23 protein-coding genes are annotated in these 22433 nt (G+C 55.3%); 5 read left to right on the top strand and 18 right to left on the bottom strand.

Features of this window, described 5'->3' with window-relative positions; translation table 11 throughout:
* Positions 1-2: 2 nt before the first annotated feature.
* Complete coding sequence (locus LRR79_RS00695) at positions 3-833, bottom strand: hypothetical protein (protein WP_231758527.1); 831 nt, start codon at positions 831-833, stop codon at positions 3-5.
* A gap of 211 nt (positions 834-1044) precedes the next feature.
* Between LRR79_RS00695 and LRR79_RS00690 the strand changes: the two genes are divergently transcribed.
* The gene (locus tag LRR79_RS00690) at positions 1045-2661 is read left to right on the top strand and encodes a DUF1254 domain-containing protein (protein WP_231758526.1); all 1617 of its coding nucleotides are present in this window, start codon (positions 1045-1047) and stop codon (positions 2659-2661) included.
* A 23-nt stretch (positions 2662-2684) separates the two neighbouring features.
* Here LRR79_RS00690 and LRR79_RS00685 read toward each other — a convergent pair whose 3' ends face one another.
* Positions 2685-3650 (bottom strand): helix-turn-helix transcriptional regulator, encoded by a 966-nt coding sequence (locus LRR79_RS00685; protein ID WP_231758525.1) that lies wholly within the window; start codon positions 3648-3650, stop codon positions 2685-2687.
* Between the two features lie 107 nt (positions 3651-3757).
* On the opposite strand from LRR79_RS00685, the gene LRR79_RS00680 reads away from it, so the two are divergent.
* Both LRR79_RS00680 and LRR79_RS00675 read left to right on the top strand, forming a co-directional pair.
* Entirely contained in the window at positions 3758-4381 is a 624-nt protein-coding gene (locus tag LRR79_RS00680; RefSeq protein ID WP_231758524.1) for a glutathione S-transferase family protein, read from the top strand.
* Positions 4378-4782, top strand: coding sequence for a GFA family protein (locus LRR79_RS00675; RefSeq protein ID WP_231758523.1), 405 nt, complete (start codon positions 4378-4380; stop codon positions 4780-4782). Before LRR79_RS00680 ends, LRR79_RS00675 begins: the two co-directional genes overlap by 4 nt.
* A gap of 27 nt (positions 4783-4809) precedes the next feature.
* On the opposite strand, the gene LRR79_RS00670 is transcribed toward LRR79_RS00675, so the two are convergent.
* The 5 genes from LRR79_RS00670 to LRR79_RS00650 all read right to left on the bottom strand — a co-directional run bounded on the left by LRR79_RS00670 (position 4810) and on the right by LRR79_RS00650 (position 10537).
* Positions 4810-5229, bottom strand: a complete 420-nt coding sequence (locus LRR79_RS00670) for a VOC family protein (protein WP_231758522.1) — start codon at positions 5227-5229, stop codon at positions 4810-4812.
* A gap of 107 nt (positions 5230-5336) precedes the next feature.
* Positions 5337-5765, bottom strand: coding sequence for a cupin domain-containing protein (locus LRR79_RS00665; RefSeq protein ID WP_231758521.1), 429 nt, complete (start codon positions 5763-5765; stop codon positions 5337-5339).
* Between the two features lie 192 nt (positions 5766-5957).
* A complete protein-coding gene (locus LRR79_RS00660) occupies positions 5958-6422 on the bottom strand; it encodes a hypothetical protein (protein ID WP_231758520.1) in 465 nt (154 codons plus the stop codon).
* A 157-nt stretch (positions 6423-6579) separates the two neighbouring features.
* On the bottom strand, positions 6580-9051 hold the full coding sequence (locus LRR79_RS00655; protein WP_231758519.1) for a GH36-type glycosyl hydrolase domain-containing protein: 2472 nt from the start codon (positions 9049-9051) through the stop codon (positions 6580-6582).
* Positions 9052-9064: 13 nt separating this feature from the next.
* Positions 9065-10537: a glycoside-pentoside-hexuronide (GPH):cation symporter gene (locus tag LRR79_RS00650; RefSeq protein WP_231758518.1), complete on the bottom strand. Its 1473-nt coding sequence runs from the start codon at positions 10535-10537 to the stop codon at positions 9065-9067.
* A gap of 406 nt (positions 10538-10943) precedes the next feature.
* Between LRR79_RS00650 and LRR79_RS00645 the strand changes: the two genes are divergently transcribed.
* Positions 10944-11552 (top strand): papain-like cysteine protease family protein, encoded by a 609-nt coding sequence (locus LRR79_RS00645; RefSeq protein ID WP_231758517.1) that lies wholly within the window; start codon positions 10944-10946, stop codon positions 11550-11552.
* Between the two features lie 60 nt (positions 11553-11612).
* Here the strand turns inward: LRR79_RS00645 and LRR79_RS00640 are convergent, their stop codons facing one another.
* From LRR79_RS00640 to LRR79_RS00610, 9 genes are all read right to left on the bottom strand, one after another.
* On the bottom strand, positions 11613-11981 hold the full coding sequence (locus LRR79_RS00640) for a hypothetical protein (protein ID WP_231758516.1): 369 nt from the start codon (positions 11979-11981) through the stop codon (positions 11613-11615).
* Positions 11982-12023: 42 nt separating this feature from the next.
* Entirely contained in the window at positions 12024-12323 is a 300-nt protein-coding gene (locus LRR79_RS00635) for a hypothetical protein (RefSeq protein WP_231758515.1), read from the bottom strand.
* Between the two features lie 164 nt (positions 12324-12487).
* On the bottom strand, positions 12488-13120 hold the full coding sequence (locus tag LRR79_RS00630) for a hypothetical protein (RefSeq protein ID WP_231758514.1): 633 nt from the start codon (positions 13118-13120) through the stop codon (positions 12488-12490).
* 298 nt (positions 13121-13418) lie between these two features.
* Entirely contained in the window at positions 13419-13505 is an 87-nt protein-coding gene (locus tag LRR79_RS17345) for a hypothetical protein (RefSeq protein WP_407665233.1), read from the bottom strand.
* Positions 13506-13700: 195 nt separating this feature from the next.
* Complete coding sequence (locus tag LRR79_RS00625; RefSeq protein ID WP_231758513.1) at positions 13701-13931, bottom strand: nuclease-related domain-containing protein; 231 nt, start codon at positions 13929-13931, stop codon at positions 13701-13703.
* 297 nt (positions 13932-14228) lie between these two features.
* On the bottom strand, positions 14229-14813 hold the full coding sequence (locus LRR79_RS00620; protein ID WP_231758512.1) for a Swt1 family HEPN domain-containing protein: 585 nt from the start codon (positions 14811-14813) through the stop codon (positions 14229-14231).
* Positions 14810-15445 carry a DUF5343 domain-containing protein gene (locus LRR79_RS00615; protein ID WP_231758511.1) on the bottom strand — a complete coding sequence of 212 codons (636 nt, stop codon included), beginning with the start codon at positions 15443-15445 and terminating at the stop codon, positions 14810-14812. The genes LRR79_RS00620 and LRR79_RS00615 overlap by 4 nt, the downstream gene beginning before the upstream one ends.
* 183 nt (positions 15446-15628) lie before the next feature.
* Positions 15629-15835, bottom strand: coding sequence for a KTSC domain-containing protein (locus LRR79_RS17340; RefSeq protein WP_407665223.1), 207 nt, complete (start codon positions 15833-15835; stop codon positions 15629-15631).
* Positions 15836-15848: 13 nt separating this feature from the next.
* Complete coding sequence (locus LRR79_RS00610) at positions 15849-16067, bottom strand: hypothetical protein (RefSeq protein WP_231758510.1); 219 nt, start codon at positions 16065-16067, stop codon at positions 15849-15851.
* Positions 16068-16379: 312 nt separating this feature from the next.
* On the opposite strand from LRR79_RS00610, the gene LRR79_RS00605 reads away from it, so the two are divergent.
* Positions 16380-19268 (top strand): M16 family metallopeptidase, encoded by a 2889-nt coding sequence (locus tag LRR79_RS00605; protein WP_231758509.1) that lies wholly within the window; start codon positions 16380-16382, stop codon positions 19266-19268.
* A gap of 70 nt (positions 19269-19338) precedes the next feature.
* On the opposite strand, the gene LRR79_RS00600 is transcribed toward LRR79_RS00605, so the two are convergent.
* Together LRR79_RS00600 and exaC are read right to left on the bottom strand one after the other, a co-directional pair.
* Positions 19339-20412 carry a hypothetical protein gene (locus LRR79_RS00600; protein WP_231758508.1) on the bottom strand — a complete coding sequence of 358 codons (1074 nt, stop codon included), beginning with the start codon at positions 20410-20412 and terminating at the stop codon, positions 19339-19341.
* Between the two features lie 397 nt (positions 20413-20809).
* Positions 20810-22330 (bottom strand): acetaldehyde dehydrogenase ExaC, encoded by a 1521-nt coding sequence (gene exaC, locus LRR79_RS00595; RefSeq protein WP_231758507.1) that lies wholly within the window; start codon positions 22328-22330, stop codon positions 20810-20812.
* Positions 22331-22433: the final 103 nt, after the last annotated feature.

The raw sequence follows: 22433 nt of genomic DNA, 5'->3' as shown, positions 1-22433 counted from the left end.
AATTACAGGCCGAATAGCGTTTTTATTTCGCCATCCTCCGCAGAGGTATAGCCCATTTCTTTCAGTGTTTTTTGAATCGCCCGCCAGATATACGGGTTATTTTTCTCACTACGCTGCTCCGCTTCCGGCCAGTTGGCGCGGTTGATCCCGCGCTCTCTGGCCGCCACCTCGTCCATTTCCCGCAGTGTCTCCAGCAGGTGCCGGATAAACGTTTTGCCGTGGGTGCCGTTATCCGCACGCAGAATCAGCTCGTTCCAGAACTGGCTGGCGTCGTAGGTTTTTCCAAACAGCGCCTCGCGGTCACCGCGACTTACCGGTAGAAATCCCCCCTTTCCCACCTGTCCGCTCTGAATGTTTTCCGACCAGCGTGCCGTGCCCTCGGTATACCAGCGGTTTTTAAAATAGGTGTAGCCATTCTGATAGATATGAAACAGCTCGTGTTCCGGGGTCTTGTTGCCCCAGTTGAGTGAATTGGATAGGTCAATCAGAAGTACAGGAACCGATTTCTGATGGGAAACACTGCGGTCTAGCTTTGGTGTTCCGTCGTAAGCGATCCCATTTCTGGGAATGTTCAGCAGATTCACGTCAATATAGTGCGCGTGACCCTTATAGCGTTCCCCGTCCAACGGGGATAACAGGCCGACTTCATCGCGATAGAAGCGATCTGTCTGCAGGAAGCGCCGCCCGAGCTGGTCCACGTACTCCGGTATTCCGTCGTTATCATCATCTGCGCGGCGCGCAGGGGGGAGTGCGTCTTCCCCCGACAGGGAGTAGAAGATACGAAAGCGGTCGTAAACCGCCACTTGCTCCAGGTTTTCTCTGCGTTCAGCCAATGTCGTACCGCTAACAATGTCTGAGAAGATACAAATAACTACAAAGAGTACAGCTTTCACACGCACCGTCGCTCAGTTGGCTGTTGTAATGTCAATTTTAGTAAAAAAGAAGTAGGCGCCGTTCTCTGGCAGCCTGCTGAGCGGCAACTATCTTTTTAGCGACCCCAAAATCTGTCTCTCAACTCCTGCCCTCAACGCCGAAGGTATTCTCATGCAGAACTTGATCAAGTCTCTGGCAGTAGTGTGTGCGTCCACGCTACTGGTTGGCCCAGATCTCCTCCTGGCACAGTCTGGAGAAGATATTCCCGCGTCAATAACAACCCCAGAGAAGGTGGAAACCCAACTGGGCACGCTGGAGTTTGAGGACGGTATGCCAACGGAGGAAACCGCCGCCAAGATTTATGACCACCTGGACCTTCACCATGCCTTTCGCACCTTCACCGAGTCCTTGCGCGGTGTGAGTATTCATGCGCTGCGCAAGGGGCTGGAAGAGGTCGGTGTAAAGGACAACGAAGTCATCCTCTTTTCCGAGTTGATGGATGCCAATTCGCTGTTTCTCACCGCCAATGCCGACACCATCTACCTGATTGGTGGACTCGATTTGACCAAAGGCCCCATGGTGATCGAGGTGCCACCGAGAGTCCTCGGTACCGTGCAGGATGCCTGGTTCCGCTGGGTGATCGATATGGGTTTACCTGGGCCGGATCGCGGTGAAGGCGGGCGGTACCTTATCGTGCCACCTGACTACGAGGGCGCTCTGCCGGAGGGTGAATACAATGTCGCGCACTCCAAGACGAATTACGGTGTCTGGTTTGCCCGCGCATTTCTGGAAAACGATGACCCCAAGCCGGCGGTGGAGCGTATTCGCAAACTCACCAAGATCTATCCCTACAAGCCCGGTGGGCTCGGCACCCCGATTGCTGAGTTTCTGGAGGGTAAGTCAGAGCTCACAAAGCTGGAATCTGCGCCGGAGACAGTATTTCATGAAGGCAGTGGCAAGGTGATGAACACCGTCCCGCCCAACGACTGGCGCTTCTATGAAATGCTGAACGAAGTGGTACAGCAGGAGCCTGCGACCGCGCTTGATCCCGAGCTTATGGGACCCATTGCTGCGATTGGTATTGTCAAAGGCAAACCTTTCAAACCCGATGCGCGTATGAAGAAAATTCTCACCGATGCCTTACAGCTCGCCAATGCCACCGCGCGCAGTGTATTTATGAGCCCCCGTGATCGAAGCTGGTATTACTACAAGGGAAGTAATTGGCAGAACATGCTGTTTGATACCGGCTATCAGTTCGAAACACCGATTCCTGAAATTACCAAAGACGGCGTAAAGCCATTCCCTACCACCGGTTATCGCAAGCTGGATGCGCGGACCGCGTTCTTTTACGGAGTAACCGGTATTACTCCGGCCATGGCCATGCGGCTCACCGGTATCGGCTCTACTTATTTGTGGACGATGGTGGATGCAGACAACAATTACTTCGATGGTGCCAAGACATACAAGGTGACGCTGCCGAAGAATGTCCCAGCGGAGCGCTTCTGGTCATTCACTCTCTACGATACACAGACCCGTTCGATGCTGAAAACACCGCAGCGGTATCCCCGCGCCGGCAGCCAGGGCTATCCCTCTCCCGCAGCGGAGCCGGGAACCGCAGGTTCCACAACAATATTCTTTGGTCCGGAGCAGCCTGCAGGGGTGGCGCGGGGAAACTGGATACAGACCATTCCGGGTAAGAGCTACTTCCCGGTTCTGCGGCTGTACAGTCCACTGCAACCTTTCTTCGATAAAAGCTGGCGGCCCACGGAAGTGGAACTGGTTAAATAGACACGTTGTTACAACTAGAGCCGTTATTCTGCCGCCATGGCCATCAGGCGTTTGGCCTGGCGGTGGAGCTCTGCTTTCAGGTTTGATGGTGAGAGAATTTCGAAGCTGCAGGGCAGCTGCATCAGTTGTGAGGAAAACCAGCCCAAGCAACCGGTGTGTGCTCGCCAGTGTACCGCGTCCCCCTGCGGTGTCAGCAGCCCTTCCTCGTGACCAAGCATGGCGCTGGCAGTTGCCAGGTTGGTGTGCAGTAGCAGTTCCACTTCTACGGCGGAGTCCATCTGCGAGAAGCTCCGGTTGAGGTAAGACGCTGCATCAAAGTCCCGCGGACGTTCGAACGGGATATCCACGCGCTGCAGGGCGCTCATACGGTCGAGGCGAAAGGTGCGCAGCTCACCGCGTAGATGGCAGTGGCCCACCGCGTACCAGCGGCCGCGACGAAACACCAGTCCGTAGGGATCAAACTCCCGCCGCAAGGTGATCTCGGTGCCGGCTGCCTTGTCAGTGATGCTGGTGTACTCGAACACCGTGCGGCAGCGCTCCTGAGTGGCGGATGCCAGAGTGGCGAGCACCGCGCTGGCCGGCGCCGGGGAGGGTAAAAAATCCAGCGTGATATTTTCATCCAACGCCCGTAACTGCTGCTTCAGCTTTTGCGGCATTACCCGCTCGAGTTTGGCCTGGGCACTGGCCACCGCAGAGCCCATATCCCCCAGGTTCAGGCTGCGCGCCGCCAGCAGGCCGAGAGAGATCGCCAGGGTCTCGTCATTGGTAAACATCATTGGCGGCAGTTTATAGCCGGAGACCAGTCGATAGCCGCCGTAGCGCCCGCGCTCGCTGGTCAGCGGGATACCGATTTCCTCGAGGGTATTGATATAGCGCCGCAGGGTGCGTCCATCCACACCCAGCTTTCCCGCGAGTTCACTACCGGTGGCGTTACCGTGCGACTGCAGCAGTTCCAGCAATGCCAGTACCCTTGTCGTTGGATTCGACATCAATTGCATTCCGCCTGATTTTATTAGGGCGGAATATAGCCTAATTGGGCTTTACAGTCCTTTCACGTTTTCAACAGACACCAGGCAACCGAACGAAGGGAGATCCCATGTCCAACGACGTAACGCTCTACACCCACCCTCAATCCCGCGGGCGCACCGCGCGCTGGATGCTGGAAGAGCTGGGCGCACCATATCAGGTAGAAATACTGGATTACGACAGCAGCATGAAAGCACCGGAATACCTGAAGTTGAACCCCATGGGTAAAGTGCCGGCGATCGTACACCAGGGCCAGGTGGTGACCGAGTGCTCCGCCATCTGCGCCTACCTCGCAGAGGCGTTCCCGCAAGCCGGGCTGGCGCCCACGCCGGAAGAGCGTGCCAGTTATTACCGCTGGTTGTTCTTCACCGCAGGGCCACTGGAGGCCGCGATCACCGACAGCAAAATGCTGGGTATTGAAGTTGACGCTGAAAAGCAGCGCATGGTGGGTTACGGAAGCTATGCCGCAGTGCTGGATACACTGTCCAGCTGGTTTATGAAACACACCTATGTCACAGGTGAGCGATTTACCGCCGCCGATGTCTATGTGGGTGCCCAGATCGCCTGGGGGTTGCAGTTCGGCACCATTGAAAAACGCATTGAATTTATTGATTACGCAAACCGGGTCACCGGGCGCGAGGCTTACAAGCGCGCCAATGCCAAGGACGACGCACTCGCGGAGGCTGTCCAGTGAAAAAAACCTACACAGGCAGCTGCCACTGCGGCGCAGTGGCGTTCGAAGCGGATATCGATCTGGCGGCGGGCACCGGCAAATGTAACTGCTCCATCTGCACCAAAACCCGCGAGTGGGGCGCCATTATCAAACCGGCAGCGTTCCGCCTGCTGAGGGGCAAGGAAGCATTGAGTGACTATCAGTTCGGTACCCTGCAGGCTCACCACCCGTTCTGCAAACACTGTGGTGTGCGCAGCTTCGGCAATGGCGATGTCGAAGAACTGGGTGGGGAGTTTGTCTCCGTCTATCTCTCGGCGCTGGACAACGTCACCCCAGCGGAGCTGCTCGAAGCGCCGGTGCAGTACTTCGACGGACGCAATGACAACTGGATGAACGTGCCGGAAGAAACCCGGCACCTGTAAAATATTGGGCGGCCCGGGCCGCCCGATTCACATTCGGTCCGTGGGCAGACGTTGCCTACTGTACTGCCGCTGGGTCCCCCAGATATGTCCGTCAAGATCCCGGAAGGCGCGGCCGTACATAAAGCCGTGATCCTGAGGTTCCCGATAGGGGCTTCCACCGGCGGCCACGGCCTGGTCCAGCAGCGTGTCCACTTCTTCCCGGCTCTCGGCCGACAGACACACCAGCACTTCCGAGCTCTTGCCTGTGTCGCAGAGTGTAAGGCCTGGGGTAAAGCTCAGATATTTCTCATCTGTCAGCAGCATCACAAAGCTACTCTCACCCACCAGCATGCACGTGGCTGTCTCGTCGGTGAACTGCGGGTTGAATGCAAAGCCGAGCTGGGAGAAGAACTCGATGGACTTCCCCAAATCTGCCACCGGCAGATTTACAAACATCATTCTGGACATGGTATTTCCTCAATTCACGGCAACACCGGATTGTGTTGGTGATAGATAGTCGATTGAGATGATGGGAAATCGACAGGTGGCGGCGAAATGATTGATGAGTTTTTGCGCTAGTACTCTTCTGTGGGCTGTGTTGACCCCAGGGGATTTTTCGCAAACCAGGATACAATCTGGGGCATATGCTGCTCAAAGCTACCTGGTACGGAAATGTTCAGTATCCCGGCCCGCTCGGCCGAGCGGTTCTCGAAATCATGGGTAGAGCCTCCTGGCGCGAGAACAAAGCTCCCCTTGGGGGCGTCTATCCATTCGTCGCCCACCAGAAAACTCATGGTTCCTTCGAGCACGAAGAAGATATCGTCTTCGCTGTGGCTATGGGGGCCTGGACCTTTGGAGTAGGCATCCAGCCACCATTCGGAAATCGCGTATTTACCCAATGACTCTTCGCCGTCCGCTTTAAACAGCGCCTGCATCGACCCCATGGAGTAAGCGCGCCCCTCACCTGGCGCTAAAAATATCGGTGATCGGTCTTTGCGCTCCACTTCTGCCTCCGGATATTGTTGTGTGTGAGCTACCAGGACGTCGGTAACGGAATTCTGCCTCAGGTAGCAATATACAGGAACAGGCGATCGGCGGGGGATTCTGTGATAGTGGCAGGTTGTGGTGGTCAGGCGCCAAGCATGTCTCCATGACTTGATCAGAAGTTTCTTGGCACCTGACTTTTAAGCGTCCGATTAAGCGGTAATCAATTCGGATTCCGGCGCATCTTTCGCCAGTTCGAAATTCCACTCTTTACGCGCAGCGTTGATGATCACGCCGATCACAAAGCGAATGGCGATGTATTCGGCGGCTTCTGGAATATAGGGAATTTCGATTTTCTTGTTGGCAAGAACCGACAGGCGGTTGATCAGGCGTGAGGCCTCGCTTTCGGTAATGCCTTTGTCCAGGCTTCTTACCAGGTCGTAGATCTCGTTGGGAAGGTTGTCGTAGAGGAAGGTATCTACTTTCAGAACAACCTTGATCAGGATTTTCTCTTCGGCAGTTTCCCACACAAGGGGAACATCCACCTTGTCATTCAGTCTTACGGCCAGTTCCCGAATTTCTTCCTCGGTCATTTTCTGCCGTTGCTCGGGTGGTGCGAAGTAATCGTCGAGAAGTTCTTTGAATTGCGCTTCGGTGAGTTCATTTATTGTCTTCATGGCGTGAATTCCGGTATTTGGATTAAAGGTCAAATGCGTGCTTGCGGCGAGCGTAACGAATTCTGCACAGAGAGTGTGACAAATAAATAAAGACGCAGACTTGCGTGGCCGCCCAGCCGCTGCAGCACCGCCGGACAGCGACGCTGCAGCGGTTTTTTCAGGCGGGGTGGGTATTTTCCGTGTTGCGTTCTTCTTTCATTGTTTCCGTGGGGGCAGAGCTCTCCACTGGCGGCAATAATACACGCAAGTGGTAAACGCGCCCGGCCTCAACCGGGCTGATCAAGGGCTCGGCAAGCGGTTCGCCATCAACATAAACCTGCAGGCCATCACCACGGACGCAGCGCTCAAACTGTACGTCAAACACCGCACCCCGGAAGCGCCGCTGCACCTGTGCCTGCGGCCAGTGGGAGGGTAGCTGGGGAGCTATGCGCAGCCCTTCCCCTTCACCTTTCAAACCGAACAGTTCTTCGATAAGGCAGCGGTAGATCCAGGCCGCGGTGCCGGTATGCAGTAGCTGGCTGGAACGGCCGGCGTGCGCAGGGTATTGATACCAGGCGCCACGATAGTAATTGGGGATAAATACCGGTAGTTGACCGCGCTGTACCAGATCCTCACGATCCGGGCCGGGAAGCATCTGCCGCAGCAAGCGCCAGGCCCGGTCACTCTCGCCGATGGTAAAGAGGCTATAGATATAAAACGCCGCCGCGTGGTTATACACAGAGCCATTTTCTGCCGAGCCGGGAAATTTCTGGGTAACACGGCCAACATCCTCGCGCATCCCTGTGTAAGCGGGAGCCAGCATCATCGGCCCAAAAGGCGTTGCCAGTTGCTGTTCCACCGCGCGTAGCAGTCGCTTGCGCTGATTGTCATCGGCGGCGACGCTCAGTAGCGCCCAGCTCTGTGGATTGAGGAAGATACGTCCCTCCTGATCCTCGCTCACTCCGAAAATCTTGCCGTCATCGGTAATACCGCGGGCGAACCAGTCGCCATCCCACAGGTGGCGATTGACCGTGCTGTTGAGCTCCGCAGCAACGCGGACATATTTTTCCGCAGGCCCCAGCTGATTCTGCTGCCTGCAGATTTCCGCCCAGAGTTTCAGAGCATAGGCGGTGGCGAGGGAAAGCCAGCCGGATACGCCGCGCCCCCGGTAACCCACCATATTCATCGGGTCGCACCAGTCCCCCTGGCCAATATAGCTGAGGCCGCGGTCGTCGCGGGCCGCTGCCAGCCAGTCCATGGCGCGGCTGACACACTCAAATACGCTGCGCCCGTGACCTTTACCGTCAACTTTATCTTCGCCCTCGGGGATTACCCGCTCGTCGAGCAGTGCGTGATCCCCGGTTTCATCCAGATATCCACGCAGAAAAATCGGCAGCCACACGCAGTGATCCGTATGGGGCACCTGATTAATATATTTCAGCTCGGCCTCGGGACTGAGCAGAATGCCGTCGGGCAGGGAGCCGTCCGCCTTCTGCTGGCTGAGGGTGCGCAGCAGCGCTGAACGCGCCGTCTGTGGCCGGATATAGGCCATGCCCAGCTGATCCTGCAGGTAGTTGCGGGTTTGCGGGTCTGTGGTCAGCCGATTGACGTCACCGTGATAGAACACCTGCCGTGGCAGCCAGTGATTGGCAAACGCATCCAGCGCCCGGTCCGGGGTTTCGATCTGCAGGCAGCCGCGCCCCTGGGCCAGATACTTTTGATATTCGTCAGCGGCCGTGGCGAATCCGGTGGCGGACAGATAACGCTCCCGCAGCGCGAACATTTCCTCGTCGTCCCGGGCCGGGCCGAACAGGAAACGCAGAGTGCGCTCCTCGCCCGGAGCCAGCTGCAGTTGGTATTGCAGGGCCGCCGTCGGTACCTGATAACGGGCATCGCCACCACCGAGCAATGGCTGGCGTACACCATCGGGATTGTGCAGTCCACCCTCGCCCTCGAATATCGATTGGGCGGCTTCCCAGGCGTCCGGCGTGGTTTCATGGAGCAGAAAGGTTTTGTCTTTGAGGTGCTGATTTTTAAAGTAATCATCCACCTTCTGGTAGGGCGTGATACTGGAGCAGACGATGCCACCCAGATCCGCGCGATATTCGCCGGACTGATTCATCCAGCTCATATAACCCACCGGGAAATAGGGGTAGGCGGAAATCCGTCGTGGCCCGGGGGAATGATTGCGCAGGGTGCATTCCCACAACTCTACCGCGTCGTCGACGGGCACACGCAGCGTCATGGTAATTTCCAGACCGGCCTGGCGCAGGCGCCAGGTGATCTCGTCGGCGCCGACCGAAAACGCGAACTGGTCGGCGCGCGCGCGCACCGGCTCGTACGGGCAGGAAAACAGCGCGCCGTTGTCCTCGTCCTTTACATAGAGGAACCGCCCCGGGTGGTGCGCATAGAACGGCTGCTCCGGCTGCATAAAGGTTTTGGCTTCAAGATTGGGAGCGTGAGCGTAGGCGGCGGGCTCGGGCTGCATATGGCGCGCCACCACAAAGCCCCGGCAATTTACCTGCAACAGCATACGCCGGTTCCACAGGAAGGCTCTGGCCGCGGGCATGGCGGTGGGGCTTGTGAGCGTACAGCGTGCGCCATCTTCGCTATTGGTTACCAGCGGGGAATGACCGGTGGCATTTTTCATACGGAAACTATCCTCACGATGTTGCGGTGCCCATGGATGGATTTTCCGGGGGCGGATTTTTTCCAGACGCGTGGGTGAATTCTTCTGCATCTGGCTGAGCGGTTGCGGTCCGCCTGCCGAGCTCCTCCTGTATACGCGCCAGGCGCGCATTGTTTAATGGATAGAAACTTGCCACTGCGGCTGCGAGCAGCGCGAAGACGCCGGGTATGACCGTTTGCAGCAGGGCGATACCGGTTTGCGAGGCATCACTCTGGGCCTCCCGCGCCACATAGCCGATGCCGGCCAGCACCCACAGCATCAATGCGGAACCCATGGCGCCGCCCAGTTTCATGGAAAAGGTGGCGGCGGAAAATGTCATCGCGGTAGCGCGGCGGCCGCTGCGCCACTCGGTGTAATCGGCGCAGTCGGCAAACATGGACCACGCCAGGGGAGACTTGGGCCCCAACGCCAGGCTGATCAGAATGTTGAGGGTAAACATCAACCACACCGCATCTTTCGGAACAAAATAAAAGGCTAGGGACAGGGTGCCGACCACCGCCATCAGAATGACAATCAGGCGGGCCTTGTCCACATAGCGGGTCAGCAGTGGTGTGATCGCCGCGCCGGCCGCCAGGGCCAGTGCCTGCACGGCCAGGTAGTTGGAAATCAGCTCCGGACGCTCCACGTAATACATCAGGTAGTAATAACTGGAGCCGCCGCGCAGGGTAATGGTCAGCATGATGACCATCTGCAGTCCCACCAGAATCAGCCAGGGGCGATTGCGCAGCAGATCCTGGATGTCGTCCAGCGGCCGGGTTTTCTGTACCGGAGAGGGGACGATGCGTTCGCGGGTGGTGAAAAAGGTCACCGCGAATATGACACAGGCAATAGCGCCATACACCGTCATGGTGAGCTGCCAGCCAAGCTGCTCGTCTCCCCGCCCCAGCCATTCCACCAGGGGCAAGGTATATTTATTGACGCAGGTCATACCCACAAACGCCGCGATAAACCGCCAGCTGATCAGCGTGTTGCGCTCCTGGGGGTGCGCAGTCATCACCCCGGACAGAGACGCGTAGGGCGTACTCAGCAAGGTGTACCCCAGCATCATCGCGCTGTAGGTGATATAGGCGTAGATAATCTTGCCGGTCTCGTCCAGGTCCGGCGTGGTAAAGGTAAGCACCGAGGCCGCGGCCATGGGCAGGCCCGCAAACAGCAGGTACGGCCGGAACTTGCCCCAGCGGCTCCGGGTGCGATCTGCAATGGCACCCATGAGTGGATCGGTTACCGCATCAATAAGCTTGGTAACCAGCAACAGCGTGCCCGCGATGGCCGCTGGCAGGCCAAAGACATCGGTATAGAAAACCGCAAGAAAAGAGGCGATACAGGTCCAGTACAGATTGAATCCGAAATCCCCAATGGCGAAGCCGGCTTTCTCGCCGACACCGAGCCGGGCGAGGCGGGGATTCCCGTGTTCCTGATAGGAGGTTTGTAGATCTGGCGAAGACATGGCTCGCTCCGTTTTTTTATTGTTGTTGTGCGGCAGACAGGCGGCGCAACCACACCGGGCCGCCAATGCCGTGGCGAAAGACGCGAAAACACCGCCCGCAATGGATGAATATTTTGCGCGCTGATATTAAGTAGGCGTATCAGGTGGCCAGAAAGAACCGCTAATCCGGAAAAAATGGCGGGCAATGCATCTTTGGGCGTGACTCAGCGCTCGCCCAGATCAGCCCAGCCGACGCCGCAGGGGCGATTTTCGGTGTCCAGTGGCAAACCGCTAAAGAGGTCTAAAGGTATGGTTTATCTGTATAAATCCGTTCGTTGGATCTTGCGCGGTTCCGTGTCAATCAATTGGGGCGGGTGATATATTGGTGCACAGCAAAAGGAAAATTGGTATCCGGAGGAGGGAATCCGTGCGTCTTAAAGGGCCGTTTCGCAAAATATTTGGTATGTCCAAGCGGGATCATAACCGCCACGCGGTGGATCTCGGTAACCTCGAGTACCTGGTACCCTTCGTACACCAGAACCACTGTAATCTATGTGGTGATTCCTCTGCAGAAATGCTGTTGCTCTTTCATGGCAAGAACCCTGCAGCGCCCTTGAAGGCCAATGGCGGTCATGCAAACTCCTGGCGTATGCGCGTAAATCCCCGTGGTGTTTTGTCGGGCGCGAACGATGATGATGTGGCAAATGTTATCACCGGTCGCGGCTTGCAAGCGTGGGGCCTGGAGCCGACCGTGGGGCGCTGGAGTGTTCCCATGGTGTATAGAGCGTTATCCAACTATGGGCCCTATGCGCAGAGTGTCCGATTTAGTGTGGCGGGGCATTGGGTGGTGGTGATCGGTGTGGATGCCAACCATGTGATTTACCACGACCCCTGGCGCGGCCAGAATATGCGTCAAACGGAGGCGAAATGGATCGCCTCCACCTTTTCCGACATCTACTCCACGGTCGCGGCTGTAGACCCTGCGTATGGGGCGCAACTGGTTCATCCGGATGGCTTTAATGTGCAGCAGAAATAACCGGGATTACCGCAGTGGTACCAGCACAGGTAGCTGGCGCTAAATCGGACTACTTGAAATCTAGAACCTTCCGTAGCTACACAGCCTGCTGATTCTGGTGAATTTTACGCTTGAGAAGGCGATGACGTGACAGAAATGGATCTTCTCTCCCTGGTTGTTGGTGCTGACCCCATTTACTGCACCAATTTTTCCGTGCGAGATGACGTGCGTAATCGTTACTGAAGAAAGTTTATTTTTTCTTTTCTTGATGAGGTCCGAGACCTCTTGTCCCTCTGCGAGGAAATTATCTGAGCGTTCCCAGATAATTTCATCGTCCAGATACTCCTCCAGAAAGGAAAGATCACCTACCTCAATAGCGATAGCCACTTTCTCCACCAGCTGATTCTTGGGAGAATTTCCGCAGTCTTTACTTCCGCTTATTTTTACCATCCTGGATACTCCGAACAGAAACTATCATACTAATGAGCGCGCTCAGCTGATCGCCCATGCGAGGAGCGATAGAGCGAGTGCCGCAAGCAAGAAAAGCAGACCCTTGATCATCAGTGATTTCGGGTACTCGGCTTCGTTGTAGATCAGGGAGTATGGAAATCCCGTGATCGGGCCGAGAACAAGTGACGATAACCCCCAGCCCCAGCGGTTGTTACCCAGCGCCGTCAGCGCTGCCATCAGGCCACCGAACCAGAAGAGCGTAACGCCGATTACCAGGATGATGAATATTGGTATGGTGAGCCACTGGTTGGCTAGGAATATTCTGAGAATTTCATGTTCCATTACTTCTCCAAGTCATTAGTTGATGAAGATTGTATCTGGGGGCTTCGCCGCATTGGTCAGTAGCGGCCACCTCTGTCTAATAAGTGCATGTAAAGCCCTACTCATCATCGCGACTGATACACAGATCTTCTCTTGCGGCTGTATGGCGGAATTTTACTCCGGTCCTAGATGTTTGCCGTATTGCAAGTGCTGTCGTCGGTGATATTGACGATGACGTCGTTGATCGGGTTTTCCCCTTCATGGGCATCATTCAAAATCTCACGAAAAAAGGATGAAAGAGATTTTTTAACGGACTCCTGAACTGTGGTATTTTCAAGGTAGCGAGACGCCGTGTCTTTCATTTTTTTGTTTGCCGTTTTCACCATCCATTCCTGCGCGGCAACCTGGGTGACCTTGAAGCCGCCATTGAAGATTTTCTCTGCCTTTGGCGATGCGTCAGACCTGTTGAGTTGCGTGATCTTTGGCGCATTGATCGAGATGACACCTTCTTCCTGGTCTATATCAATACACCAGTCCCAGTTGTCTTCGATCTTGTACCCAAAATTGAACGGGTAACTCCATGTATAAAGAGCTTCCCATTTTCCATTTCTGGGCCCGATATTTTTCTCCTTCATATAATATGTAAACTGATTTTCCACTTTCATAAAGGTAAACTCAGTGGCTTTGGAGAGCATCGTGGAGTCAATGGAGATTTCCCCGCGTTTTACTTCCTGTTCAAGATCCTGGTTCTTGTCCCAAAGTGAGTAAGAAAATACCGCGAGCACAGCGGTAATGACGCCTAAGATAATACGGTCCATGTAAATAGCCCTTTTCGTTATTGTTGATATTGTGCGCCGGGCACCTGTCTCGGCAGGAGCAGGCGGTCGCATCAGCGTGCTTCCGGTGAGGGATGCTTGCCATTCTGAGAATGGTGCGGACAGCTATACGACTCAGACCATTCTATAGGGGAATGGCAGACTTGTAACCTGATGCGCACGGCCGGCGGTGAGAAAGTGAAATTCTAGGGATGTGATAGCGCACTGGTTGTTAGCGCTCCGAGTTTATACTGAAGCGGGGCCTAGTGTTTTCCACCTGAAAAACCGGTTCTGAAAGGGATCAATTGGCAGCGAGCGTGCCCCTCCATTTGGGAAATGACGAACAACCCCAGAACTGGCTACCCGCATTCGGTCCCCGCTTGACCATCTTGGTGCCACATTTCGGACAGAGCCTTTTGGCATCCGGATGGCTGCGGGCCTTTAGCTGTTCTACATGCTGCCTGTGGGTTTCCCGCGTTGGTGCCAGCCGCCTCGACTGAATTCTGCCGGTAACTATCTCGACTTTCTCTTCAGCAAGAACCGGGGTGGTGAAAGATTTGATATAGCGGATATACCCGCCTTCCTAAGTGACATCGGGGGGCATCGGTGTTTCAAAGGTGCAGTTACCAGCAAAGACCACCACCGAGTGAACAACATCCGGTGTTACATCAAGCAGTGTCTCCAGCGCTTTAACATGTTTGTAGTTCTGCTGGAGCGAGTTCTGGAATCTAGATGATTTCTTGTAGATCTTCTGTGTCCACTGCGCCTGGCGTTCACTGCCAAATATCCAGCTCTGCATGTTCTTGGTTTCCACCACGAAAATTCCGAAGCGGGATACGAAGATATGATCTATCTGTGTGGTGCACGTCCGGCGTGCGAAGCGTTACGTTGTGCAGTCGCCGGTAAGTCCTGGATGGCAGTAGTAGCCAGCCGAAGAAACTGACCAGCGCCTCGCCCCAGAGACCTTTGAACCAAGGGGATTTTATAATCGCGGCGATCAGGGCGATAGGGATAAGCCATTGGGCTAGTGGAAATACTTGACTGATAAGTGGGTCGAAGTTCATGGTTTTATACTGTTCTGCAAGATTTGACCCCAGGCTTTGTGGTCTTGTTAAGTGCCAACTTGCTTCACCCAGTCTCGTATAAATATGCCCAAACGCTCAATGTCACCATTTTCTAACGTTCCACTGTGCATAATGACATTTCTAGAACGTTCTACTGCGTCAAATACGTTAGCAGCCCAATCAATCGATTGAATATGTGCCTCAAAATCATCCCAGTTATTTCGCATAATATTTATGAGATCGGACATGGTTGTATAATTTATCGAGGCACTTCCACGCTGGGTATGCCATTTTACTTTCAACTCATCATCTCTTCTTTTTTCAGCCCTTTCTCGTATTTTTTGAGATACTGATTCTTCCCACCAACTTTCGCCTTTTGACTCTAAAAGTACCCCAGATATCAATTCACGCACAGCATTCTCAAAGGCAGCCACAGCCGTATAAACCATTGCCATTTGACGTGCTTCATTTACTAGATCGTCAGGCAATGAGGATATTGATAGAGTATTCGCAATCTCTTCGTCGGATAGCAAAAGGCTACTGCGGTTTTTTCGTCCGGCTCTATCTAGGGCCTCTTCAGTTAATAAGCCCTTGAAGACAAAATCATATACTTCTCCAAAAGCACCTTTCATAGAATATGTTCCTTAAGGCTTCTGAATAATGCGTCGTAGACGGAGGGGTCTCTTGACTCTGGAAGGACAATCTGAATGTTGTAGACTAAACCACCAATTTTTGATCCTGCATTTGATGGAATGTCAATTTTCTTGCTCGATTCCTCTGAGGGGGGCTGCACCGCACCTTTGTGCTCAACCTTTGGTTTACTGGGTGAGGGAGTGTGGCTTGTAAAATCTGCATTTTTCACTAATGCACTAAATGTCATATAGTGGCTATCGAGCACTCTGTCCGAAAGCTTGCCTTCTGACAGAGTTTTAAGCTTTCCTATGAAATCAGACTTGGATAGCTGGTGCGCATTTACATTTACTGCAAAAAGGTCAGACCAAGCTTCCCTCACCCCCTGCGCCAGAACGGCGCCAGAGTGAGATTGATCAAGGAATTCATAGTAACGTTTTCTTGGAGTTCCATTTTCCTCTAATAACCCTAAATCTTTCAGTACCCCGATAATCAAGCGGTCTCCTTTTGACTTAAAACCCAGTTGTTCCAAAAAACGAACTGTAAATTGGTCAGGAGCCTGCGCGGATTGTATAGCTTCTAGAATTTCAGGGAGCCGCTTCGTTGAAGTGAGATAGGACTTTGGAAGACTCAATTTTCTTCTCCTTTATATTAAAATGGATTTTCCTTATTAGCGCTGGTGCTTAACGACATGCGCAGCGGCGGCTTACTTTATGCGCCTTTTGGGCAAAAATGGAAGGGTGACGGCCGCGTAAAAGGCGCATAAAGTAAGGCGCCGGCTGCAGCACTTTATTAAATTTGGAATGGAGTGCCGCGCTCAGCAGTCATACCGATCTTTGATATACTGATGGTAGTATTGCCCCACTGAGGAAGCATTGATAAATGCTCTGAAAATATACTCGGGTACATGGCAAAACGTGTAGACAGGGTCACTATCCTCAAAATCAATATACATCTGCATTGATTTAGAGTTATACCCAACTCTGCGAATTGCAGATGACTGTACATGGCTCCACTCTATCATTTGGCGCTCTTCCTCAGCCTTTTATCCAAGGTAAAATTTTTGAAGGACCATAGATGTGGCCGTCATCAATCCAGAACTTTCCTCCTTCCGATGGTCCCCAAATATAGCCATCTTCAATCCACCATTTCCCTGAATTGTATGGACCCCAGACAAAGCCATCGTCTATCCAGAACTTTCCAGATTCAGTAGGCCCCCAAATAAATCCATCATCAATCCAAAAACCGGTATACATGCTCAATCCTTGCTAAATTTAACAGTTTATTCAAAAGATCACAGATGTAGAGATAATCTCTAGATCTGGAAATTTGATGCCTATATTTAGACAGATTCGCTAAATGCGCTCTGTCTTTGGTTCTAGATGTAGTCGATCTGAAATGCATAGAACAGTGGTAGCTATGTTGGCTTAGAGCGGTAGCTGCTACTCTCATCTTTCCACATTATTGTTCTACGCAACGCATAAGCTCTATAAATTCTTGTTTAGGTACTGACACGCAGTGTGATATGTGTCGCATGTTGGTTGTGACGCGTTTTTAAGGAATGCCCCATGCCCCGCAATCTGTTTGTCTCCCTGGCAATTGTGATCACACTTTCCATCGCGGCCCTGTCCGGCTGCGACCGCTCGCAACCGGAACCCGAGCAACAGGCCCAGTCAGCCACCGAGACTGCCACTCCCTCTAAAGACGTCCCAAAACCTGAATTCGCCATCGAGTACGAACAGTTCCAGCTCGACAACGGCCTCAACGTTCTTTTCCACATCGACCGCTCCGACCCGGTAGTGGCGGTGTCGCTCACCGCCCATGTGGGCTCGGCGCGGGAGAAGGAGGGGCGTACCGGCTTTGCCCATCTGTTCGAGCATCTGCTGTTTCTGGAGTCGGAGAATCTGGGCAAGGGCGGGCTGGATGCGATGAGTGCGCGGATTGGCGGGGCGGGGGCGAATGGTTCTACGTCGCGGGATGTCACCAATTACTACCAGACGGTGCCCAAGGATGCGCTGGAGAAGATGCTGTGGGCAGAGGCGGACAAGCTGGGCTGGTTTATCAATACGGTGACCGAGCCGGTGCTGGCGAAGGAAAAGCAGGTCGTTAAGAACGAGAAGCGCCAGGGTGTGGATAACCGGCCCTATGGCCATACCCAGTATGTGATCGACAGCAATCTGTACCCCCAGGGGCACCCTTACAGCTGGCAGGTGATCGGCTCACTGGAGGATGTACAGAACGCCACGCTGGACGATGTGAAGACCTTTTTCCGCCGCTGGTATGTGCCCAACAATGTGACGCTGGTGGTGGCGGGAGATTTCGATCCGAAGCAGGCGAAGGCGCTGGTAGAGAAATACTTTGATGAGATCCCCAGGGGGGAGGCGGTGGAGCGGGCGCCCAAGCAGCCGGCCAAACTGAAGGAGACCCGGCGGCTGTATTACGAGGACAATTTCGCGCGCCTGCCGCAGCTGACCATGGCCTGGCCCACGGTGCCCCGTTACAGCGCTGACAGTTATCCCCTGGCGGTGCTTTTGCAATATCTGGCTTATGGCAAACGCGCGCCCCTGTACCGGGTGCTGGTGGAGGATGAGCAGCTCACCGCAAGTGTCTCCATGTTTGCCTACGAGTCGGAACTGGCCGGGCAGTTGCAGTTGACGGTGCAGGCCTTTGCCGGCGGCGATCTGGACGCGGTGTACGCGGGCATCGAAAAAGGATTCGCGCTGTTTGAAAAAGAGGGCATCGCCGAGGAAGACCTGGAGCGCATCAAGGCGGGGCAGGAGGTGGCGTTTTACAACAGCCTGTCCAGCGTGTTGGGCAAGGGGTTTCAGCTCGCTCAGTACCAGATTTATGCGGATGACCCGGGTTACGTGAGCCAGGATATTGACCGTTTACTGGCGGTGACCGCGGAGGATGTAAAGCGGGTTTACGACAAGTACATCAAGGGCAAGCCCTATGTGGCGGCCAGTTTTGTGCCCAAGGGGGAGAAAGCGCTTGCCCTGTCGGATTCCAGCCCCGCGAAGGTGGTGGAAGAGAAAATCGTGAGCGGTGCCGAGGGGCAGTTCGATACGTCCGCCAGTGCCGAATATGAAAAAACCCCGTCGCGCTTTGACCGCAGTAAAGAGCCCGACTATGGCGAGCCGGCACAGACGATTGTGCCTGATGTGTGGCAGGGGGCTTTATCCAATGGCATCGAGGTTTTCGGTATCGAAAACAGTGAGGTGCCCACAGTGACTTTCAGTCTGGTGATCGACGGTGGTCAGCTGCAGGAGCGTATCGATAAAACCGGGGTGGCCAATCTCACGGCCATGTTGATGGAGCGCGGTACCAAAAACCGCACACCGGAAGAACTGGAAACCGCGGTGCAGAAACTAGGTGCGAATATCAGTGTGTCCGCCGGGGGGGATGCCTTCCGTTTTGATGTGACCACCCTGGCGCGCAATTTCAGTGAGGTGTTTGCGCTGTTGCAGGAGATGTTGCTGGAACCCCGCTGGGACGAGAAGGAACTGGTACTGGCGAAGAAGAGTGTTACCAGCCAGATCAAGCGTGCGCAGGCGGAGCCCAATGCCATTGCCAGTCGCGCCTACGCGAAACTGCTGTATGGCAAAGACAGTATCCGCGCATATAGCGGTCTCGGCACCGAAGCGTCGGTGGCGGCCATCACCATGGATGATCTCAAGGCCTATTACCGAGATTACCTGTCACCCTCGGTGGCACGGGCACATGTGGTGGGGGATATCGCCGAGGGTGATTTTCTCGCGGTGGCGGAGCAGCTGGCGAAGAGCTGGCCGGCAAAGCCGGTGAGCATTCCCGACCCGAAATCCGAGCCCGCCAAGCCGGGTATTTACTTTGTGGATGTGCCCGGTTCCAAGCAGTCGATACTGCGCATTGGCCGGCTGGCGATGCCGGTGGTGTCGGAAGATTATTACCCGGCGGTATTTACCAACTACAAACTCGGTGGTGGCGGCTTTGCCTCGCGCCTGACTCAGGAGCTGCGTGAGAGCAAGGGCTACACCTACGGGGTTGGCTCCAGTTTCAGTGGCGACAAGACCGGCGGCCAGTTTTCCATTGGCACCGGGGTGCGTGCCAATGTGACCGCGGAATCGCTACAGTTGATCGAGGAGATTCTCCAGCAATACGGGCCGACCTATACGGAAAATGATCTGGCGGTATCCCGTTCTTACCTGGTGCGGGCCAACACCCGTGCGTTCGAGACGGCGCGGGCGAAGCTGGGGCTGCTGGAAAATATGAGCGATTATGGCTGGCCTGCAGATTATGTACGTGAGCGCGAGGCCATTGCGAAAGACATGACGGTCGCGAGAGTTCAGGAGATCGCGGCAGAATATCTGCTGCCGGACTCCATGATCTGGCTGATGGTTGGAGATCGTGCGACCCAGTTCGCACCACTTGAGTCTCTGGAGCTCGGTGAGGTCACATTGCTGGAGCGCAGCCAGCCCTGATGAACAGCCTGCTCCCGTGTGCCCGAGTGAAAGGGTGCGGGAGCCGGTGTTCGTCTGGGGGTAAACCGCGTTACAGGCGGAACTGCCCGCCGCGCTGTTCTACAAAGTCCTTCAGTTCTGCGGCGGCACTGATCATGCCGTCGAGACTGTTGAGATTGCGCAGATGGGAAAATGCCGCCTGCATATATTCGGTGATCTGGGTGCGGGTCTGGCAGAAGTAGCGGTCGTCTCCCTGGGCGGTCTGCTCTTCGTCGAACTCGATACCGAAGGCGAGCCGGAACAGCTCCCGGTGCACCCGTGGGTTGTTCAGATAATTGTGCAGACTGTGGGTGTTGCCGTATTCGTCGGTCACGTCGTCAAACTCAAGCAGTTTGTAGGCCTCAAACTGCCAGTCACCACTCGAGATCCAGCGTCCATCATTTTTGGGGTTGAACGGCCGTGCCCAGGTGATGGGGTCGTAACGGTGGCGGTATTCCCGGTAATTGTAGATACAGCCACTGTTGGACGGTTTTACCAGGGATTGATTGACCTTGATCGAGGACGCCATCAGCCGGCTGATATTGGCCACCATATGCACACTGCCGAGCTTGTGGTGGCTGGTGTCGAGGTTGCCAAGATCCGCCAGGGTAGGTGGCGGGGTGTACAGCTGGCTCAGGGTGTCGTGGAGTACCGAGGTGCCCAGTGCGTGTGCGAGCAGATGCACATTCTGTACGCCGCCGTGGATGCTGCGCGCCGCCTGGGCAACAGCACGGCCCAGGCGTTCTCTGGCGATCTGCCCGAGTCGGGAATAGCGGTACAGGAAGGCATCGAGTCCGTGGGTTTTCAGCAGCGCGGCTTTACTGGGGTCTTTTTCCAGTGCAATGAATGCCGCCTCTGCACCGGGGAGTAATTGCGTACGGATCTCCGGAATGGATTCGATGGCCTCGCGAAACGATCCGGGGAAGCTGGCAACCGGCAGTCGGTAGTCGTCTACCAGATCGCTGTAAGTGACCGGAATGATTTCGACAAAATGTTCGGGCGAGCTCCCCCTGAATCCATCGTAGAGACTAAAGGCGGCACGACAGCCCTCTACAAATTCCTCCTTGAAGCTGTCCGCAGTATGTTGACCCATACCGTGGATAATGATGAGTTTCGGTTTGAACACTGTTTGATCCTGAGAGTGTGCTGGGTGGTACTCGTGTACCATTCTTGGTTTGGCTGGTTGCGTGAAATTGGTTGTAATTCGTATTGCGAGCTGTTTTACCAATAGGCGTATAAGGCAATCAATTGCTGTGCTTTGGTTGGCAGTAAAAATGCAACGAATGTCTCATTATTGTCGCGTGAATCATCTTTGGCGCACGCTCTATCTCCCTGGCACAAATTGCTTACAGGCGGACCCGCACCGAAGAGACTCGCCGTTCACCGTTTGAGTGGGCGTGTGAACAACCGTGGTAAGCGCGTTTTGGCTGGCCCTCGAAGGGGAATCCGCAATAAAAAAGGGGAGCTGATGCTCCCCGCAATGTCTCACAGGATGGGTCCCGCCGTGGGGACTGGTGGCCGGGTTAGAAGAAACCCAGCGGGTTGGTGTCGTAACTGACCAGCAGGTTTTTGGTCTGCTGGTAGTGCTCCAGTGCGCGCTTGTGGGTCTCGCGCCCGATACCGGATTTTTTGTAGCCGCCAAAGGCCGCGTGCGCCGGGTACTGGTGGTAGCAGTTGGTCCACACCCGGCCCGCCTGGATATTGCGCCCCATGCGGTAGGCCAGGTTCATATCCCGGGTCCATACGCCGGCGCCGAGGCCGTATTCGGTATCGTTGGCAATGGCCAGGGCTTCGGCTTCGTCTTTGAAGGTGGTGACACCTACCACCGGCCCGAAGATCTCTTCCTGGAAAATGCGCATCTGGTTGTGCCCTTTGAGCAGCGTGGGCTGTACGTAATACCCCTTTTGCAGCTCTCCACCCAGATCTTCCGCACCGCCGCCAAACAGCACTTGCGCCCCTTCGCGCTGACCGATTTCGATGTAGGTCATGATCTTGTCAAACTGCTCCAGCGATGCCTGGGCGCCGACCTGGGTTTCTGTATCCAGCGGATTGCCGCGCACGATGGTGCGGGTGCGGGCGAGCACGTGCTGCATAAAATCGTCGTAGATGGATTCCTGAATCAGTGCGCGGGATGGGCAGGTGCACACCTCCCCCTGGTTGAAGAACGCCAGCACCAGGCCTTCGGCACATTTGTCGATGTAGGCCTCTTCCTGCTGCATGACATCGGCAAAGTAGATGTTGGGGGACTTTCCGCCCAGCTCTACGGTGGAGGGGATCAGGTTGTCTGCGGCACACTTGAGAATATGCCCGCCGACGGCGGTGGAACCGGTAAATGCGATTTTGGCGATGCGGCTGCTGCTGGCCAGGGCCTGGCCCGCTTCGTCGCCAACGCCATTGACGATGTTGATCACCCCCGGGGGAATCAGGTCGCTGATCATTTCCATCATGACCAGAATCGAGACCGGAGTCTGCTCGGCAGGTTTCAGTACCACGCAGTTGCCGGCGGCGAGTGCCGGGGCGAGTTTCCACGCGGCCATCAGGATCGGGAAATTCCAGGGAATGATCTGGCCCACCACACCGAGGGGTTCGTGAATGTGGTAGGCAACTGTGTGCTCGTCCAGCTCGGCCATGCTGCCTTCCTGGGCGCGCAGGCAGCCGGCGAAGTAGCGGAAGTGATCGACGCACAGGGGAATGTCCGCGGCGAGGGTTTCGCGCACCGCCTTGCCGTTGTCCCAGGTTTCCGCAACGGCGAGGGCCTCCAGATTCTGCTCGATGCGGTCGGCAATCCGCAGCAGCAGGTTGGCGCGCTCCGCGGCGGCGGTTTTGCCCCAGGCATCTTTGGCGGCATGTGCGGCATCCAGCGCCAGTTCGATATCGGCGGCACCGGAGCGCGGGACCTCGCAGAAGGCTTCGCCGGTAACCGGTGAGATGTTTTCCATGTAGTCCCCTTCCACCGGGGGAACCCACGCACCGCCGATAAAATTTTCGTAGCGGGGGTGGAAGTCGACCAGGGCGTCATCCTGTCCGGGCTGTGCATAGATCATCGCTGAATTCCTCGTTGGGCTGATTATTCTGCTCCCCGGGGGCCGGTGTAGCGTTGTTATCCGGGGGTGCGGGGAGTAATCTGGAAGTCCGGTGCTGAGTCCG

Origin of the sequence: Microbulbifer elongatus, from assembly GCF_021165935.1 — a bacterium.
Taxonomy (GTDB): domain Bacteria; phylum Pseudomonadota; class Gammaproteobacteria; order Pseudomonadales; family Cellvibrionaceae; genus Microbulbifer; species Microbulbifer elongatus.
The sequence above is the reverse complement of the archived record's forward strand: the minus strand, read 5'-3'. Positions and strand labels throughout refer to the sequence as shown.